This is a genomic window from Sutcliffiella sp. FSL R7-0096, assembly GCF_038595065.1.
In the GTDB taxonomy this organism is placed as follows: Bacteria; Bacillota; Bacilli; order Bacillales; family Bacillaceae_I; genus Sutcliffiella_A.
Genome location: NZ_CP152003.1, coordinates 2,630,519 through 2,647,469 on the forward strand (window position 1 = coordinate 2,630,519; position 16,951 = coordinate 2,647,469).

The window sequence follows — 16,951 nt, forward strand, 5'->3', positions numbered from 1 at the left end:
TATAAAAAATAACTATTGGCGCTTCTCCATCTTGTCGATAATTTTCACCATGCTTCTTAATGTGCTTTCCATTTTGTTATTATCATTGGTTACTTGCTCCACACTAGCACTTATTTCCTCAAGACCCGCAGTTGATTCTTCCATCAGAGCCGCAAATTCATTTGTATAATAGTCAGTGTTTGCCGTTTTTTCTTTTACCGTACCTGCAAAATCACGAAATTGTTGTGCATCAGATAATAAACTGATCAACGTTTCACTAATCTGATGGAAAGATTGATTCACTTCATTCGTGGCGTCCAAATTCTTGCTCATTTTGGATATGTTAACTTGAAGCTGGCGAAGTACTTCTTCTTTTGTTTGATGAAGGGAGGCAAGGTTTTCTGTGATCTCTTTCGTTGTATCTCCGGTGGAGGTTGCAAGCTTTCTGATTTCCTCCGCTACTACCGCAAACCCCCTTCCTGCATCTCCTGCTCTTGCAGCCTCTATGGAAGCATTAAGGGCAAGTAAGTTCGTCTGTTCGGTGATGTTCTTAATATGCTGAGTCAATGTATTCGTTTCATCAATTTTTTCCGTGAGCACCTGGAAAATCGCATCCATTTCCTTGACGTCTCTAGAGAAACTGCTCATATTTTGTTGAAGTTCTACTGCCAACACTTTTCCCTGTTCGGCTGTCGACTTGGTCCTATTAGTTGTCATATAAAGATTAGTAGACCTGTCCACAATATTATCAATCAGACTAGAAACATCATTTGTAAGTTCGGCAATACCGCTGATCTGATCTGTCTGTTTTTGACTGCCGACAGATAATTCTTGAATGGTCTGGGAGACTTCACGTTGTGAATGGATATTCATGCTGATACGTTCATGTACCTTATTGACATGATTGATGAGCATCATTGCGTCTTGTTGAAAAGCATCCTGTTGCCTTTGTCGCTCTTCACTTACACTTTGCATATTATTTACAATTCCTTCAAATTGACTAAAAAGTTTTTTTCCTATTTTCACCTGAACAAATGTGATGACAAACAATAAAAAGAATAGTAGGATGATATTTCCCAACTGACCATCTGTCATTAGATTTCCATTAAGAAATGACCATAATGAATATCCGAACAATAATAAACTACCTATGCCCCCGACAATAAAAACATTTCGGTTAAAATAGATCGTTGCAAGCATCAATACGAAAAAAGGCAAAATGAAACCTGAAAGCGATGCACCACGGTTTACTAAAATGATAAAGAATACCGCAAAGGTCACCCCGACCGTGAAGTACGGTACAACGTTGTGAAACCAGCTATTCCTCTTTGTCAGTATAAATAATATCGTCCCCATGCATAGGGCGATAAGGAGAGTCGTGGTTATCACATTGGCAGTTGGGACAAGGATGTTCACCAAAAGTCCTGCACCATAGGAAATAAAAATAACAAAAAACATAAGCTTGTTTTTGTTGACTAAATCTTGAAACTTCAACTCTTTCACACTTAAAACCGACATTACAATATCCCCCACTCTATTGTCCTTGCTTCTATCTCTTTATCTGAATTACTATTCATTTTAAGTATTCTTCAACCCTCCTCATAAATCCTGCAATAATTCTGCTATTTTGTTGAAATTTGACACAAAAAAGAGAAGTGCCCGTGGACACTCCTCTTTTCTAACTATCTTTTATCATTCAAACATTGTTTTGTACTCTCCATAGCCTTCTCTCTCCAAATCACCTACTGGGATAAATCGCAAGGCTGCAGAGTTGATGCAGTATCTTAGACCGCCCTTATCCACTGGCCCATCTTCAAAAACGTGGCCAAGATGGGAGTCCGCTTCCTTACTGCGTACTTCTGTGCGCACCATACGATGACTGACATCCATCTCTTCCTTTATGGTTTCTTTTTCTATGGGTTTGGTGAAACTAGGCCATCCGCAACCGGCATCGTATTTATCCAAAGAGCTGAATAAAGGCTCACCAGATACAATATCAACGTATATCCCTTCTTCGGTATGGTTCCAGAATTCATTTTTGAAAGGGGGCTCTGTGCCATTATTCTGTGTTACTTCAAACTGCATAGGGGTTAGTCTATTTTTAAGCTCCGCATCCGTTTTCTTCCAATGCTCTTTTACAAAGGCCGCTCGACCGGAACCTGCCTGATACATTTTATAACGGAAAGGATTTTTCTTATAATAATCTTGATGATAATCTTCCGCAGGATAAAACGGTTTGGCTGGTATGATATTGGTAACGATAGGGTCCTTGAACCTGCCGCTCTGAGATAGATCATTCTTGGACTTTACTGCAAGCTCCCTTTGCTCCTCTGTGTGATAAAAAATGGCTGTCCGATAGGAATCGCCGCGGTCGTGGAACTGACCTCCTGGATCTGTCGGATCAATCTGGCTCCAAAAAACATTCAACAATTCCTCATAAGGAAAAACCTGTGGATTATACGTAATTTGAACCGCTTCATAATGTCCTGTTGTTTCAGAACACACTTCCTTATATGTTGGATTTTCCTTATGTCCTCCCGTATATCCAGATACAACCTTTTCGATTCCCGCTTGTTCATCGAAAGGTTTAACCATACACCAAAAACATCCTCCGGCAAAAGTAGCCTTTTCAAATTCTGCAGTCATCCGTACTCCCACCTTTTAACTATTATTTAGATGAATTATAGCAATAACACTCTTAAAATCCTAATGGTATGCTTGGGAAGCTTTCTAGTATGATAAAATAAAGGAATGAGTTTTTATCCAAGTCTCCTTCTAAAAGATTGTTGCTATTTACTAGTAAAAAGTCGGCAGTAGGACTTTTTACTGCTTACACACTTTAAAGATTGCAAGTATTTTTAAGTACAACAGGGAAAAGAGCACGACAGTAAGGAATAAACGGTTGATGTATTAAATTTTACGAAAACAGCCTAATGCGAAAACAACCTTATTCAATCAGGAGGTTTCAATAAATGAACAGGAAAGTGGAAGTTTACATATTATCTGGGTTTTTAGGAAGTGGAAAAACCACTCTTTTAACCCAAATGCTGGAACAAGAGCAAGCAGAAAAACGAAAAGTAGCTGTTGTAATGAATGAGCTGGGGAAGGTATCCATCGATTCTGATTCCGTTCCGGAAGATACCCCTTTATCCGAGCTATTCGATGGCTGTATTTGCTGTACCATACAGGAAAAATTAGAATCTACGATGCAGGGGCTGTTGATGGATATAGATCTAGAAGCTATATACATAGAAACCACTGGAGCAGCCCATCCAGTAGAAGTCCTTGATACGGTCCTTTCCCCAATTTTTGCGGATAGGTTCTCAGGTGCCCGCATCATTACCCTGTTGGATGTCCTTCGTTGGAAAGATCGGGCAAGCTTGTCTGTGCAAGTTAGACAATTGATCAGGGAACAAGTGAAACATGCCGATATGCTTATCCTCAATAAAACGGATTTACTTAGTGAGGGAGAAGTGTCTAGCATCTTATTTGAATTGCAGTCCATCAACCCACATGCATCTACCCTTCTTACCACTTACGCAAAGATTCCTGAAAACAGTTGGAAACGTGCGAAACAAATTGAAAAAGGCAGTCATGCAGGTGCACATGTCAACGAAGCTCTTCATTTAAAAACATTTGTTTATCAGTTTTCAAACCAGATTGACTTGGATGAATTTGAAGACTGGCTCAGAAACCTGCCTGATTCCGTTTATCGTATCAAAGGGTATCTATCGTTTGAACATACTAGCGGTGTGTATCTTTTTCAATACTCCTATGGGACACCACTATATTTAAAAGAACTTGTGAAAGTACCTCTTAACCTTGTCATAATAGGGGAAAATTTAAATACCGAGACTCTGAAACAACAGCTGGCGTCGTTGGAGAAAAAATAGACTTTTATCACAAGCCCCTATTTCTTTGGTGAATAGGGGCTATTTTATAGCATGATGTTTTTCAATCATGAATCGTCAAAATACGAATATCCTTATTACAAGGAATGAAATCGGTATTTTGAAAAGAGGGATAGTATGATTCTTATATCAGGTGAATCTGTTTCAGATACCTCCATATTTTCGTTTAAGGGGTTGGAAGAAACTATTTTCAAAAGATTACTTGCTGACAAAGTGACCTACTCATATGATAATCCTGGAGAATTGGAATTTGAAATAGCCTTACGGAATAACATTGTTGCCAGTGCCACCTTAATGGCAAAAGGGGTAGCACGTTTTGAAACTTTTGCTGGGACCCAGGGTAACCCTGCCTTCTGGCAGATTACAGAGGTTGGCGGTTTATCACTAAGAAAAGATGTCAATCCATCTGATGCAATTTCTGATATTTTTACAAATAGCCAGGAGTATGCTTATGAATGTGCGACAGGTATTGTAATGATTTATTATCATGCCATTCTTAATACAGTAGGTGAACGGTTTTTTAATAAGTACTTCCAAGAACTTTTTTTATATAGCTGGCATTTTGACTCTGATCTTGTTATGCAATCCGTTCACACTTATCACTTTATACCGGGTGATGTAGTTTATTTTAAAAATCCTGATTTTAACCCCTTAACTTATTGGTGGAGAGGAGAAAATGCGGTGGTGATGGGGGGCGGCAAGTATTTTGGGCACGGTCTCGGAATAAAGGATGCGGATTATATCATCGAGTTTCTAAATAGCACTAGAAAGCCAGAAAGCACCCAGCCCGCCTATCTGACTGATTATGTAGCAAGACCATCTTTCACACACTTGGCGAAGCTGTTCTTAAATCAACGTGATTATATTAAAACAAAAAATTATCATCCGATCATTCTCCATAATAAAGACTCTATCTCCTGTGACCGATACCTTTTTTATCTATATCGTCACTATCTGCATAACTAGGAACACATCAAAAGGAAAGGCTGAATCCCTTAGAAGGAGTCAGCCTTTCAGACTGTGACAGTCTATTGATTAGTTCGGTTATTACCTGTAACAGTTGATCTCCGTTACAGGAGCTTCGCTTTCCGCGGACGGTAAGGAAGTCTCCTCACACCGCTTGGGGCCACTGAAAAAGTAATGAACTTTAATATTCTGGTTAACACCGTAGTTGATTTCCGCAAACGGCTACGCTTATCCAGAAGGCGACCTTGAGCCTCCTCAGGCTACGCCCTGCGGGGTCTCAAGATTGTCGCTATTCCCCCCGCTGGAGTCTTCGCCTATTTCTCCAATCAACAGCTAGAAACCATAAAAAGATAAGTTTTTAGGTTTTTCAGTGGCCTTTGCTTCACCCTGTGGGGTCTTCCATGTCCTTTCCTACCGCAGGGTCAGCCTTTATTTGTAATTTTGGACATATCTTAGTATTTCTAAAGCCCGGTCCCCTTCCGCCTTAAGCAATTCCTCCCACCTCGCATCTCGTTCTTGGTCCAATTTGATGATATCACTTGCCAACTTTAACGAATCAGAAAGTTGTTTCATTTCCATCTTTATCCCTCCCCTTTTCAATTAAAGTTGTGTACTCTTTCTTGAGTTCACTTAACGTGTACGAGGAAAGAAGTCCATCGTCCAGAAAATTGCCAGTTGCAATAAGTTTTTCAATATAGAATTCTCTTGCATCAATTATGGCATTCTTTAGAATATTAGACATTCGCCTCACCTCTCTTTAGGAAAGTTTAGACGATATCTTCTTGTTCTTCCTCATTTATGTAAGAACTTTTAACACAAAATTATATGTTTCAATTATTTAATTGTAAGGATTTCTGACAAATACCCAGGAACCGGATCTTCACTTGTACTATAATGTATTTAAGAGATGTAGAATAGGATGTGAATGGCTATGACACAGGAAGACCCTTCGTTAAAAGAAAGAAAAGTCATCTCAATCGGCACTGTTCGTGATCTTACAGGCTTATCTGAAAGACAAATAAGATACTACGAAGAACGCAAGCTTATATTTCCTGCACGTTCCGGTTCAGGTATCAGGAAGTATTCCTTCTCGGATGTAGAGCGCCTCATGGAAATCGCTAACCAGATGGAAGAAGGCGTTCAAACGCACGAAATACGCAGAGAATGGAAAAAGAAAGAAAAAGAAAATGAAAATTGGAAAAAACAGATGTTGAAAGGCCAAATACAGGCTCACTTTAAGCAAAACAGAAATTGATTGAAGTTAATTTTTATCCAAAATATTAGCACCTAAAGGGGCTCGTTCCATTCACATGCAGAAAGGAAAAAGCCTTTTTTCTTTTGCTTTTGCAAAATACCAGTTAAATCTTAACTGGAGACTTTGGATATGCTACCATTATCACATCATGAATATTTGTGGAGCGTGTATTGATGTTTGAATTACTACTCACTATGCTGGAGCGCCTCGGGATCATTGTAACCGTGGCCTTCATTATGACAAGACTTCCTTTTTTTCGACAACTGATCAACCGTCAGGAGATTGGACGTGATCAACAAGTTTATGCCATATTATTCTTCGGATTCTTCGGAATCATCGGTACATACACAGGTCTGACCTTCAGTACGGAAACTTTAGGCTTTAACCGTTGGATTACGGAATTGAATCAAACAGAAGCAATCGCTAATTCCCGTGTCATTGGAATTGTTATGGCAGGACTGCTTGGAGGATACAAGGTGGGAATTGGTGCAGGGCTGATAGCTGGCATCCATCGTATGAGTTTAGGTGGGTTTACCGCTTTTTCCTGCGGATTTTCCGCCATCGTGGCTGGACTTTTAGCTGGGTTCATACGTAGTAAGTACAAAGGAAAACGCATAAGCGTCCGTGTTGCTCTCTTAACAGGTGCATTGGCAGAAGCGATACAAATGGGAATCATTCTTATCGGTTCTCAGCCCTTTGAGCGTGCTTTGAGTCTTGTGGAAAGCATTGGACTTCCAATGATATTGGCAAACGGAGTGGGGTCAGCACTTTTCTTTCTTATTATACTGGCAGTAATTAATGAAGAGGAAAAGGTAGGTGCTGTCCAGGCGCAAAAGGCTTTGTCTCTTGCAGAGAATACACTTGCTCATCTTAGAACAGGCTTAAGTCCAAATTCCGCTGAAGAAACGTGCAAGATTATTTATAAGAAAGTGAACGCTAGTGCGGTGGCAATTACAGATAAAGAGCAGATCCTTGCTCATGTTGGAATTGGGAATGACCATCATCGTCCCCTCTCTCCCATCCAGACATATAGTACCAAGCAAGTACTGGAACTTGGAAACCTTTTAGTGGCAGGAAAAAAAGACATTCAGTGTCAGGAATCATCCTGCCCATTAGGAGCAGTTGTCATCGCACCATTAAAGAAGAGGGAGAAACCGGTTGGAACACTCAAGTTCTACTTTCCCTCAGAAAAGGATATCGATAATGTCGTCATACAGCTCATCAAAGGGTTAAGCTCCCTCATGAGCCACCAGCTAGAAATATCGGATGCCGAAAAGGCTTCCAAGCTAGCGAAAGAAGCGGAGATAAAAGCGCTTCAAGCGCAAATAAGTCCGCATTTCCTGTTCAACTCTTTGAATGTTATTGTTTCATTGATAAGGACAGATCCAAAGAAAGCAAGAAAGCTGCTTATTTCCCTTTCCCGTTTCTTCCGCCAAAATTTGACGGCAACAACGGAAAAGTGGACTACTCTACAAGAGGAGTTAAAGCATGTGCAGGCCTACCTTTCTGTGGAAGAAGCACGCTTTGTCGATCGTTTAACCGTAGAATACAATGTAGAGGAGTCCGCCCTCCCCTATCTCGTCCCTCCACTGTCCCTGCAACCCATTGTGGAAAATGCGGTCAAACATGGACTCAAGGATATAAACGAAAACTGTAAAATCAACATACAGATCAAGGAGTCCCTTGATGATATTTTCATCTCTATTGCAGACAATGGAATAGGGATTTCCCAAAATCGAATCGCCATACTCGGAGAGGATTTAGTTTCATCTTCTACTGGGACGGGGCTGGGACTGTACAATATCAATAAGAGACTAACAATGATGTATGGAAAGGAATCGAAATTACATTTTCAAAGTGCACCAAATGTTGGTACCACGGTATCCTTTTCCATCCATAAAAGATTAAATGAGGATGAATTATCTAATGAATAAAATAAAGATTATGATAGTGGATGATGAACGTTATAGCCGTGATGAACTGAAACACCTGCTTGGGGAATATAAATCGATACAGATACTTGGAGAGGCTGCATCCGGAGAAGACGCCTTAGTGGCATGCATGCAACAGCAACCCGACGTGGTATTTCTTGATATTGAAATGCCGAAAATGAATGGATTGGAAGTTGCCAAGCATTTAAAGGAATTGAAGAAATCCCCCCTTATTGTTTTTGCAACCGCATACCCAAACTTTGCGGTAGAGGCCTTTCGTCATGAAGCGGTAGATTATTTGTTGAAACCTTATGAAGAGGAACAATTAGAACAAACCATACAGCGACTTAGAAAACTTCTACATGGAGATAAGGAAGTCCCTCCACCAAGTTCCTCCTCCAAGCTAGCTGTTGAACATGATGGTGAAATTCATTTCTTGGATCCTTTGGACATTCTTTATATTAGCCGCGAGGATCGACTATCACGCATATACACGAAAGAGGCCAATTTCGAATCGAAGCTTGCCTTGAAGGATCTTGAAGAAAGGCTAACCAGCTTTCCTTTCTTTCGCATCCATAAAAGCTATCTTGTGAATTTGAACTATGTATCCAAATTGATCCCCTGGTTTAACGGTGCCTATATGCTCGAACTAACCAACAGTACAGAAAAACTTTCCGTAAGCAGAAATTATGTGAAATCACTTAGAAATAAACTTGAATTATAGCATGTCAGTGTCGAAAACTGACATGTTATTTCTTTTTACATACATGTTAAACAAAGTTGACCCTAATGTAAGCCTTTTCATCCTATAATGATGTTACTCCAAAAAAAAGAGAGGGGTCATCATTCATGTATACATTCATTGCAGGAATCATCTTGCTAATTTTAGGATATTTCATTTACGGAAAATTCGTGGAAAGAGTTTTTGGTATTAAGGATTCAAGAAAAACGCCTGCCTACTCCAACCAGGATGGCGTTGATTATCTACCTTTGGGTAAAAACAAAAATTCCTTGATTCAACTATTAAACATTGCCGGGGTTGGACCAATCTTCGGACCTATTCTAGGTGCACTTTACGGCCCGGTTGCATTTTTATGGATAGTTTTAGGATGTATTTTTGCAGGGGCCGTTCATGATTACTTGACTGGAATGATATCCATCCGTAACCGCGGAGCACATTTACCTGAACTGGCTGGAAAATTCCTCGGTAAATTCATGAAACACACAGTTAACGCATTTGCCATTTTGCTATTGCTTTTAGTTGGAACCGTTTTCGTCACTGCTCCGGCAGGTTTGATCCATACATTGGCTGATGGAAGCATTGCACTAGGTGCCATTATCTTAGTTATCTTCATCTATTATATTTTTGCTACCATGTTGCCAATTGACAAGGTGATCGGTCGCTTGTATCCGATCTTCGGAGCACTATTGTTAATCAGTGCATTAGGTGTAGGGGCATCCCTTATCATTACAGGGGCACCTATCCCTGAATTAAGTTTTACAAACATGCACCCTGATAATGTGCCTATCTTCCCATTATTGTTCTTGACTATTTCTTGTGGAGCACTTTCAGGCTTCCATGCAACACAAACGCCAATCATTTCCAGAACGACACAAAATGAAAAACAAGGCCGACGCATCTTCTACGGTATGATGATTGCAGAAGGTATCATTGCCATGATCTGGGCTGCAGCAGGAATGAGCCTGTTCAATGGCTCCGCAGGCCTTAGTGAGATCTTGGCAAACGGGGGACCTGGTGCAGTTGTAAGTGAAGTATCCGTTACTATGCTTGGTGCAATTGGTGGTACCATGGCTGTCATCGGAGTTATTATCCTGCCTATCACATCAGGCGATACTGCTTTCCGTAGTGCCCGTATGATTATTGCAGATTATTTCAACATTTCTCAAAAGAAGATTATCAGCCGTATGTGGATAGCCATCCCGCTTTTTGTTATCTCATTTGTATTAACGAATATAGATTTTGAATTACTCTGGAGATATTTCTCCTGGGCTAACCAATCCACTGCCGTCATTGCCTTATGGGTAGGAGCAATGTATCTCTTCATTGCACGAAAACAATACTATATTGCCATGATTCCTGCCATATTCATGACGATGGCAACAACCACTTATATCTTGAATGCACCAATCGGTTTCCGATTGCCGATACAAGCATCATATGTTGGTGCTGCTATGTTTACGATTATTATCATTGGGCTATTCTATGTTAAAGCCATTGCTTCTCGCAAAACGGATTTTCAACTGGATGCTGAAGACCTTTCAGACAACAAAGCTGCATAACAACAGCTCGATGCCTACCTGCCTCTGCAGGTAGGCATCTTTGTATATATAAGGGTACTTTCCCATACTTTGTTGTTTTTCGAATTTAATGACAAACTGTTATATTCCTTGCTGTCGTTCTCTTTTCCTAGCTCTACAAGATAGCTAGCCTGCCTATTTTAGAGTTACTAAGCAGTGAACAGGCCAATTTTGCCGACTTTCTACTAGTGATTACCCACCATCCCTGAGAAAAGAGCTTTGTATAAAAATATTTCTTTCAGAAAAAACTACCTATAAAGGAGGCGGATTATTAATGACATCCCCTTATTTATGTCCAAATTGTAAAACAAACCGCTCACGTTTCAACATCATTGAACAGGTAGCAAAATCCGTTAAGTTGAATCCGCAATCAGGTGAAGTGGTGGAAGAATACACATCCGGAAACATGGATCCTTTCCATATTCCTTATAAAGGACCTTCACACAAAATCCAGTGTGCCACTTGCGGACAGGTTGATGAAGAAATAACCTTTATTAAACATGCTGAATTGCAAAAAGGATAAAAGCCCTTAAAAGAGGGCCTTTATCCTTTTTTTATTGTTTTATATCTGTGAGGAAAGTGTTTAGTGCGTTTATAAAAGCTTTGGGTTCTTCGAGCATCCCCATGTGACCTGAATTCTCAAGAAGGATCTGCGTGACATGGTCACCTTCTGATACAAAAGTATTTTCCTGTGGAATTATTTGGTCTTTTTGACCAGCAAGGAGTAACACAGGCTTGTTATATCCTTTAAGAAATTGTGTTTTATCTTCTCTGTTTTTCATAGCTTCCAGCGCGCCGATTGCGCCATGAATTTTGGTAGAACGTCCAATGGTTTTTGTAAATTCCACTTCTCCCTTAAAGTGCTCCATGTTTTGAGGTGCAAACAGCTTTTTGGCTAATTCATCAATAAATTCTTCGATCCCATTCTGCTGGATGTTTTCCTTCGCTTTATCCCTTCCTATTTTCCCTTCCTCTGAGTCAGGATAGGAAGTGGAATGGATAAGCCCGATCCCTTCCAACAGATTATCATATCGTTCTGCAAATGAAAGAGCGATATAACCACCTAGAGAATGACCGATTATGGTTGCCCGTTCAATCTCCAATTTGTCCATTAGAAGTTTTACATCCTCAGCCATATCATCTATGGTAAAGGGTTCTTCCGAGACTGCTGAGTGACCATGACCTCTTAAATCAATGGCAATAACTCGATAATAAGTGGCTATTCCATCCATCACATACTTCCAATATGCATGAGACCCGCAGAATCCATGCAGAAGAACCACCGTTTGGCCAACTCCTTTATCTTCATAAAACAAAGACACATCACTATTTATGGTACTTTCAAACTCTGCCATATTGCTCACCTCTCTTTTTCTATTCTTCCCTTAACTTACCACTGACTCGTTCATCCTAAACAAGTTGCCACGATATTTAAGGGGAATGGTTAATAATCGATTTATCGTCGCATATCCATGTAGCAATAGAAGTTATTGGAGGTGTTGGTACATCCATGTCTAATGAAGAACATTATTACCGTGCTGCTCAATACCAGCTACTTGCTGACTACTTCAAATATCTCGACCCGGAAAAACATATCCACTTTTATAAGATGCACTATTTCCATCTTCACAAATGGTTACACAATGAAGCGATTTTAAAAGGGGAAAGAAGAAATACAGATCCTTATGCTAAGGTTAGGTTTAAACATGCATCACCCGAATCACCATCTTTAGATATTTTTATGGATAAGGAGGTTGTTTGGCGAGATCTCCGTTATAAAAATAGCAGTGTATATGTAGAGACGAAACAGATGGACATTCAAATATCCGTGTATAAAAGTGGTTCTACTGAATCTCCCCTTCAAACTGGTACGATTCAGCTAATTCCAGATAGCAGTTACACTTTAGCAATAGCTGGCTCAGGGGATAATCTTCAATTAATTATGATAGAAGATGACCCTTCTGTTCCCCAAAGCGAGGCAAAATTACGTTTCTGGCACTTGTCTCCAAGCGCTCCTGCTGTAGATATCGCCGTTAAAAAAGGCGATGTAGTGTTTTCTGACATCTCCTTCACAGAGCTTTCAGAGTATCTAGGCCTCACACCGATGACCGTTGACTTGGAAGTAAGACTTGCAGGGACAAAGGATGTCGTCCTACCACTGAATCGTGTTAGCTTAAAACCGGACCTTGCTTATACCATCATTGCAATTGGAAGCAATGGCTTAGAAACTATTTTTTTAGTTCCCTAAAACGGAAAACATACAAAATGCTCAATCAGAGAATGATTGAGCATCCCATTCTATTCTATTAGCACCAAGCAGCACCAACGATGATTAGAAGAATAAACAATACTACGATTAACACGAAAGAGCTTCCGTAACCACCTGGGTATCCTGCTCCTGCTACTTGACCGTAACCGCAACCACACCAACTCATAGCTGTCACCTCCTCTACAAGGGTTTATATCTCACCTTAGTAATTAGTAGTGAAGTACCCCAGCACCAACAATCACCAGTAAAATAAACAGAACAACTATTAACGCGAATCCTGATCCATAACCAGAACCACCCATGCTCTACACCTCCCCCTCTTTCCTAATACATAATGTATTCACACAGGGGCCATTGGTAAAGGCATATGCCTAGTTCCAAAAAAATTTGGGTATATTTTATAACTTCGCTTTCTTCACCCTTGCCGGAAAAACAAAAAAGGCGGTTCTCATGATCAGCTTTGACCACGGAACAGCCTTCTTCACTTGTTAGTCCTCGACAGGAACCAACAACCTGAACCTTATATCATTGTTTTCCACATCAAATTTAGTGAATTCTACCTTCGTATCACTTTGCAGCTCCAATTCCTGCAGAGCTACATAAATGCTTTGTTCATTCGGGATGATTTTAACCCAAGATGGTAAAGGATAGTTATCCGCAACATATTTAAGTACCATGGAAACCGGCACTTGTAACCTTCCAATGGACATGGAATCCTGCTTTAGAGCTACATCCCCATTTTCCTGGACTTCAGGTATGAAAGTCATCGTCAGAGGAATGTCCCTTTCAAATACCTTCATTTCCCCGCGTAGTTCCACTCGATCAGTCAATCTTACTTCGTAATTCAATGGTCTTTTGGTTTCTTTTTCTAGATAGTAACGAATAAGTTCATTTAAGTCATTTTTGTCCGATTGGATGTTAAATGCCACCCTTTTACGCTCATCCCCATCACCATTAAGTTTGAAATTTGTGTGTTTGGGCAAAAAAACCATTAAGATAGCTGCTCCAGCTATCAAAATATTTAATATTAGCAAGCCCATAAAAGCTGTTTTCCAATTGATTACTCTTTTCACCATAATCCTCTCCACTATTCTTCTTCTAACATTTCATCCGTCGTACTTTCTTCATTGAAACGTTTTATTTCTTCGATAATATTATTTCCTATTAATTGATACCCTTTTTCATTAGGATGAAACTGGTCATCGTCCAGCAGATTCTCTTCTGGATCAATGAATATATCTTGGATCGGTACATAAGCGGTGTTTGGATATTCATCTAAAACCGAAATTGTGGTTGCATTCCAGTTGGTAACAACCTCATTCATCTCCTCTATCTCTTGAAAGAATTGGTAAAACGGGTTGAACAGACCCACAATATATATCCTACTGCTATCGTTGTGTTTTCTAATCTCTCCAAGAACACTGTCAAGCCTTTCCGCGTATAGTTTCTGTTCTTTATCAAAAAGAGAAAAGTTCAAGTCTAGAAAGTTTTCTCTTATGACCTTCATCAGGTCATTTCCACCAACAGTCATAAAAATTACATCAGCCTCTGACAATGCCTCCTGGACTTCAGGATCCTCCAATCTTTTTAACAGATGATTGGTTCGGTTCCCTCTTACTCCGAGGTTGGTGACACTTGCATTTTCAATATACGGTCTGCTCTCATAAAATTCCTGCACTCTTGAGGTAAAGCCTCCATTTTCGGACTTATCGCCTACCCCTTGGGTCAGGGAGTCGCCGAAAAACACCAACTTGAAGGAACGATCAAAAAATTCCTCCGTTACCTCTTCTTTTTCTTCAATGTTTATGATTTTATTCTGATTTTCCCCAGTTTCTTCTCTTTTAAAAAAATCTCTAAAAAGCTGTTTTTCGTTTTGACTCACTCTGCGCTCTTTCGCTTTTTCCAGCACATAACTGGATGAATTTTCTGAAGAGCAACTAACCATACTAATTACCAGGAAGCCCAATAGGGCAATTTTCCAAAATTTATTCATTATACATTCTCCTTATTTGTTAAGGATGCAATTGTAATTCTTTAGAATGAAGACAGTATATTTTTTATAACATACTCCAGTATATTTTTCAAAACCTTAAGGTTACTTGCTAAAAATGGAATGAGTAAAAGGAGCAGAAACAATGGAGAAACAAACAGAAGAAAAAGAAATTCTAGCCTGCAACGAGGAGATTTCCAAAGAACTATTTTCTAAGGAGCTCCATGTTATTGTTACAGATGGCCTACATGCCAGCCGCGATACGGGTGAGGAAATGAAACAACCGGATCACTCTTGAGAAAATCAAGAGTGACCCGGTTCTATTGTTGTTGTTGAAGGATTTCGATATGTTCAAGTATTTCTTCATAAGGGACATCAAGTCCATTGTAATTTTTTATGATAGTTCCTTCTTGATCGATTAAGTAAAAACTTGTTCCATGGACAACTTCCCCACCGTTTTTTGGTTTAGCTACGATTGTTTTGAAGTTCTCCTGGCCAAACTTTTCTATCTCTTTTTGAGAATAACCTGTAAGGAAGTTCCAATTCGTGAAATCTGCTTGAAAGTTCCCTCCAAACTCCTTCAGGACTTCGGGATTATCAACTTCAGGGTCGACCGAAAAGGATAAAAATTGGACATCCAGTTTTTCTTCTTCAGCCATCCGTTGTAGCCTTGCCATATTGGCAGTCATTGGGGAACAAACTGTGGTGCAATTCGTAAAAATAAGATTGGCTACTGTAATCTCACCCTTCAAGTCCTCCAACCCAACCTGTTCGTTTTCTTGGTTTATAAATTGAAAGTCTGCTAGTTCCCAGTTTGTTGTATCCGGTATTTCCGAATTGCCACTGCATGCTGCAAGTATTACAGCGCAAAGACCAATTATTACTATTTTACAATTGTTCAGCAAAGGCTTCACCTTATTCCGTCTAATTATTTTTTCGATTTTCCAATCAAATCGTATCACTTCTTATAGAAAGTTAAAAGTAACTCCTGAAGAAATTCATAAAATAAACACATTTTATATGTAGAAGGGAACAGGATATGCAACCAGAATCTGAGTCAATCAAGATCATCTCCCTCACATCTACCTCTTTCATTCTTGTATTAGGAAACTCCATGCTTATTCCGGTGCTACCTGAAATACGCCATGATCTCCAACTAACCCAAGTACAGGCAAGTCTCATCTTATCCATATTCTCTGTCGCTGGGGCCATCACCATCCCATTCATCGGATTCCTGTCCGATAGATATTCAAGGAAGGATGTAATCATAGCCTCGCTTATGCTTTATGGAATGGGAGGGTTAATATCTGGGGTTGCTTCCATAGTAGAATCGAATTATGCATTCGAAGGAATCATGGTGGGTCGGGTCCTTCAAGGGGTCGGATCTGCAGGAACAGCTCCAATTGCAATGGCAATCGTAGCAGATTTGTTTTCAGGAAAGAAACTGTTGAAGGTTCTAAGTCTCATGGAGATAACCAACAGCCTGGGTAAAGTCGTTTCGCCGTTGGTTGGAGCATTTATTGCCTTGATAATGTGGCATTATGTATTCTTCGCATTTCCGGTTGCATGCGGCATTTTATTAGTCATGTTCTATAAATTTGTGGAAAAAGGAGAGCACCCTCCTGAACTAGTGAATGTTAAAAGTTATGTTAGACATCTGTCAGAAGTTTTGAGGAAGAATAGATTTTATTTATTTACAAGCTACAGTGCTGGAGCCCTTTGCCTTTTTCTACTTTTTGGTCTTTTGTTCTATTCTTCTGATATGTTGGAAAACAGATTTGAAACGCATGGTTTCCTTAATGGTCTCATCTTATCTTTTCCACTCTTGTTCTTAACGATTGCTTCCTTCCTAACCGGGACCGCCATTAGCAGATTTATTCACTATATAAATACGGTAATAATCATTAATTTCCTTTTACTTGCAGGCTTCCTATTAGGGTTATTATTCTTTAACAATTTATGGTGGAAAATCCTAATAATATCCCTAATCAGCACATCTATAGGAATCATACTACCTTGTATGAATGCCATTATCACCAATTCCGTGGAAAAAAAAGCTAGGGGCTTTGTAACCGCCCTTTATGGATCAGTCAGATTTGTTGGGATTGCTTTAGGACCTACCGCATTTGGATATTTCATGGATTTTTCTGTACCCACCATTTTCGGATTATCTTCGGCACTCTGTTTCATACAAGCCATTCTATGCTTTTTCTTTTTACACGAAGGTCAGAAGAAAATTTCAGTTGCTTTCATATTCAACTTTTTCTCCATGTTTAAATTTCCAATTCAAAGAAAAAAACAAAGAGGCTGACTTGATATGTCAGCCTCTTT

The 16,951-nt window shown here is 39.7% G+C and carries 20 protein-coding genes; 10 read left to right on the forward strand and 10 right to left on the reverse strand.

All coding sequences use genetic code 11. The features are described from left to right. Positions 1-12: 12 nt before the first annotated feature. Positions 13-1,497: a methyl-accepting chemotaxis protein gene (locus tag MKY77_RS13370; RefSeq protein ID WP_339146371.1), complete on the reverse strand. Its 1,485-nt coding sequence runs from the start codon at positions 1,495-1,497 to the stop codon at positions 13-15. 174 nt (positions 1,498-1,671) lie between these two features. Next, positions 1,672-2,625 carry a peptide-methionine (S)-S-oxide reductase MsrA gene (gene msrA, locus MKY77_RS13375; protein WP_339146372.1) on the reverse strand — a complete coding sequence of 318 codons (954 nt, stop codon included), beginning with the start codon at positions 2,623-2,625 and terminating at the stop codon, positions 1,672-1,674. Positions 2,626-2,951: 326 nt separating this feature from the next. On the opposite strand from msrA, the gene MKY77_RS13380 reads away from it, so the two are divergent. Together MKY77_RS13380 and MKY77_RS13385 are read left to right on the forward strand one after the other, a co-directional pair. Further along, complete coding sequence (locus MKY77_RS13380) at positions 2,952-3,872, forward strand: GTP-binding protein (protein ID WP_339146373.1); 921 nt, start codon at positions 2,952-2,954, stop codon at positions 3,870-3,872. A 135-nt stretch (positions 3,873-4,007) separates the two neighbouring features. After that, entirely contained in the window at positions 4,008-4,856 is an 849-nt protein-coding gene (locus MKY77_RS13385) for a protein-glutamine gamma-glutamyltransferase (RefSeq protein ID WP_339146374.1), read from the forward strand. Positions 4,857-5,285: 429 nt separating this feature from the next. Here MKY77_RS13385 and MKY77_RS13390 read toward each other — a convergent pair whose 3' ends face one another. After that, positions 5,286-5,435: a hypothetical protein gene (locus MKY77_RS13390; RefSeq protein ID WP_339146375.1), complete on the reverse strand. Its 150-nt coding sequence runs from the start codon at positions 5,433-5,435 to the stop codon at positions 5,286-5,288. After that, positions 5,413-5,598 carry a Fur-regulated basic protein FbpA gene (locus MKY77_RS13395; RefSeq protein WP_339146376.1) on the reverse strand — a complete coding sequence of 62 codons (186 nt, stop codon included), beginning with the start codon at positions 5,596-5,598 and terminating at the stop codon, positions 5,413-5,415. Before MKY77_RS13395 ends, MKY77_RS13390 begins: the two co-directional genes overlap by 23 nt. Positions 5,599-5,787: 189 nt before the next feature. On the opposite strand from MKY77_RS13395, the gene MKY77_RS13400 reads away from it, so the two are divergent. The 5 genes from MKY77_RS13400 (at position 5,788) to MKY77_RS13420 (ending at position 10,884) form a co-directional block, all read left to right on the forward strand. After that, positions 5,788-6,111 carry a MerR family transcriptional regulator gene (locus MKY77_RS13400; RefSeq protein ID WP_088018440.1) on the forward strand — a complete coding sequence of 108 codons (324 nt, stop codon included), beginning with the start codon at positions 5,788-5,790 and terminating at the stop codon, positions 6,109-6,111. 173 nt (positions 6,112-6,284) lie between these two features. Continuing rightward, complete coding sequence (locus MKY77_RS13405) at positions 6,285-8,045, forward strand: sensor histidine kinase (protein ID WP_339146377.1); 1,761 nt, start codon at positions 6,285-6,287, stop codon at positions 8,043-8,045. Next, positions 8,038-8,766: a LytTR family DNA-binding domain-containing protein gene (locus MKY77_RS13410; RefSeq protein ID WP_339146378.1), complete on the forward strand. Its 729-nt coding sequence runs from the start codon at positions 8,038-8,040 to the stop codon at positions 8,764-8,766. The genes MKY77_RS13405 and MKY77_RS13410 overlap by 8 nt, the downstream gene beginning before the upstream one ends. Before the next feature lie 125 nt (positions 8,767-8,891). Further along, positions 8,892-10,343, forward strand: a complete 1,452-nt coding sequence (locus MKY77_RS13415) for a carbon starvation protein A (protein WP_339146379.1) — start codon at positions 8,892-8,894, stop codon at positions 10,341-10,343. 292 nt (positions 10,344-10,635) lie between these two features. Further along, positions 10,636-10,884, forward strand: coding sequence for a DNA alkylation repair protein (locus MKY77_RS13420; RefSeq protein WP_339146380.1), 249 nt, complete (start codon positions 10,636-10,638; stop codon positions 10,882-10,884). A 31-nt stretch (positions 10,885-10,915) separates the two neighbouring features. Here MKY77_RS13420 and MKY77_RS13425 read toward each other — a convergent pair whose 3' ends face one another. After that, positions 10,916-11,716, reverse strand: a complete 801-nt coding sequence (locus MKY77_RS13425) for an alpha/beta hydrolase (RefSeq protein ID WP_339146381.1) — start codon at positions 11,714-11,716, stop codon at positions 10,916-10,918. Between the two features lie 155 nt (positions 11,717-11,871). On the opposite strand from MKY77_RS13425, the gene MKY77_RS13430 reads away from it, so the two are divergent. Further along, entirely contained in the window at positions 11,872-12,609 is a 738-nt protein-coding gene (locus tag MKY77_RS13430) for a DUF4397 domain-containing protein (protein ID WP_339146382.1), read from the forward strand. 58 nt (positions 12,610-12,667) lie between these two features. Here the strand turns inward: MKY77_RS13430 and MKY77_RS13435 are convergent, their stop codons facing one another. From MKY77_RS13435 to MKY77_RS13450, 4 genes are all read right to left on the reverse strand, one after another. Beyond that, a complete protein-coding gene (locus tag MKY77_RS13435; protein WP_082380721.1) occupies positions 12,668-12,796 on the reverse strand; it encodes a YjcZ family sporulation protein in 129 nt (42 codons plus the stop codon). Between the two features lie 43 nt (positions 12,797-12,839). After that, positions 12,840-12,932 carry a YjcZ family sporulation protein gene (locus MKY77_RS13440; RefSeq protein WP_010193868.1) on the reverse strand — a complete coding sequence of 31 codons (93 nt, stop codon included), beginning with the start codon at positions 12,930-12,932 and terminating at the stop codon, positions 12,840-12,842. Between the two features lie 186 nt (positions 12,933-13,118). Continuing rightward, positions 13,119-13,706 (reverse strand): YpmS family protein, encoded by a 588-nt coding sequence (locus MKY77_RS13445; RefSeq protein ID WP_339146383.1) that lies wholly within the window; start codon positions 13,704-13,706, stop codon positions 13,119-13,121. Positions 13,707-13,717: 11 nt separating this feature from the next. Next, positions 13,718-14,623: an SGNH/GDSL hydrolase family protein gene (locus tag MKY77_RS13450; protein WP_339146384.1), complete on the reverse strand. Its 906-nt coding sequence runs from the start codon at positions 14,621-14,623 to the stop codon at positions 13,718-13,720. Between the two features lie 142 nt (positions 14,624-14,765). Between MKY77_RS13450 and MKY77_RS13455 the strand changes: the two genes are divergently transcribed. After that, positions 14,766-14,918, forward strand: a complete 153-nt coding sequence (locus tag MKY77_RS13455) for a hypothetical protein (RefSeq protein ID WP_339146385.1) — start codon at positions 14,766-14,768, stop codon at positions 14,916-14,918. Between the two features lie 22 nt (positions 14,919-14,940). Here the strand turns inward: MKY77_RS13455 and MKY77_RS13460 are convergent, their stop codons facing one another. After that, positions 14,941-15,507, reverse strand: coding sequence for an SCO family protein (locus MKY77_RS13460; RefSeq protein WP_339149818.1), 567 nt, complete (start codon positions 15,505-15,507; stop codon positions 14,941-14,943). A 152-nt stretch (positions 15,508-15,659) separates the two neighbouring features. Here MKY77_RS13460 and MKY77_RS13465 point away from each other — a divergent pair, with 152 nt between their 5' ends. Beyond that, positions 15,660-16,931, forward strand: a complete 1,272-nt coding sequence (locus MKY77_RS13465; RefSeq protein ID WP_339146386.1) for an MFS transporter — start codon at positions 15,660-15,662, stop codon at positions 16,929-16,931. Positions 16,932-16,951: the final 20 nt, after the last annotated feature.

Coding starts and splice junctions, on each gene's coding strand:
- MKY77_RS13370 (WP_339146371.1), bottom strand. CDS start 1,497: ATGTCGGTTTTAAGTGTGAAAGAGTTGAAGTTTCAAGATTTAGTCAAC.
- msrA (WP_339146372.1), bottom strand. CDS start 2,625: ATGACTGCAGAATTTGAAAAGGCTACTTTTGCCGGAGGATGTTTTTGG.
- MKY77_RS13380 (WP_339146373.1), top strand. CDS start 2,952: ATGAACAGGAAAGTGGAAGTTTACATATTATCTGGGTTTTTAGGAAGT.
- MKY77_RS13385 (WP_339146374.1), top strand. CDS start 4,008: ATGATTCTTATATCAGGTGAATCTGTTTCAGATACCTCCATATTTTCG.
- MKY77_RS13390 (WP_339146375.1), bottom strand. CDS start 5,435: ATGGAAATGAAACAACTTTCTGATTCGTTAAAGTTGGCAAGTGATATC.
- MKY77_RS13395 (WP_339146376.1), bottom strand. CDS start 5,598: ATGTCTAATATTCTAAAGAATGCCATAATTGATGCAAGAGAATTCTAT.
- MKY77_RS13400 (WP_088018440.1), top strand. CDS start 5,788: ATGACACAGGAAGACCCTTCGTTAAAAGAAAGAAAAGTCATCTCAATC.
- MKY77_RS13405 (WP_339146377.1), top strand. CDS start 6,285: ATGTTTGAATTACTACTCACTATGCTGGAGCGCCTCGGGATCATTGTA.
- MKY77_RS13410 (WP_339146378.1), top strand. CDS start 8,038: ATGAATAAAATAAAGATTATGATAGTGGATGATGAACGTTATAGCCGT.
- MKY77_RS13415 (WP_339146379.1), top strand. CDS start 8,892: ATGTATACATTCATTGCAGGAATCATCTTGCTAATTTTAGGATATTTC.
- MKY77_RS13420 (WP_339146380.1), top strand. CDS start 10,636: ATGACATCCCCTTATTTATGTCCAAATTGTAAAACAAACCGCTCACGT.
- MKY77_RS13425 (WP_339146381.1), bottom strand. CDS start 11,716: ATGGCAGAGTTTGAAAGTACCATAAATAGTGATGTGTCTTTGTTTTAT.
- MKY77_RS13430 (WP_339146382.1), top strand. CDS start 11,872: ATGTCTAATGAAGAACATTATTACCGTGCTGCTCAATACCAGCTACTT.
- MKY77_RS13435 (WP_082380721.1), bottom strand. CDS start 12,796: ATGAGTTGGTGTGGTTGCGGTTACGGTCAAGTAGCAGGAGCAGGATAC.
- MKY77_RS13440 (WP_010193868.1), bottom strand. CDS start 12,932: ATGGGTGGTTCTGGTTATGGATCAGGATTCGCGTTAATAGTTGTTCTG.
- MKY77_RS13445 (WP_339146383.1), bottom strand. CDS start 13,706: ATGGTGAAAAGAGTAATCAATTGGAAAACAGCTTTTATGGGCTTGCTA.
- MKY77_RS13450 (WP_339146384.1), bottom strand. CDS start 14,623: ATGAATAAATTTTGGAAAATTGCCCTATTGGGCTTCCTGGTAATTAGT.
- MKY77_RS13455 (WP_339146385.1), top strand. CDS start 14,766: ATGGAGAAACAAACAGAAGAAAAAGAAATTCTAGCCTGCAACGAGGAG.
- MKY77_RS13465 (WP_339146386.1), top strand. CDS start 15,660: ATGCAACCAGAATCTGAGTCAATCAAGATCATCTCCCTCACATCTACC.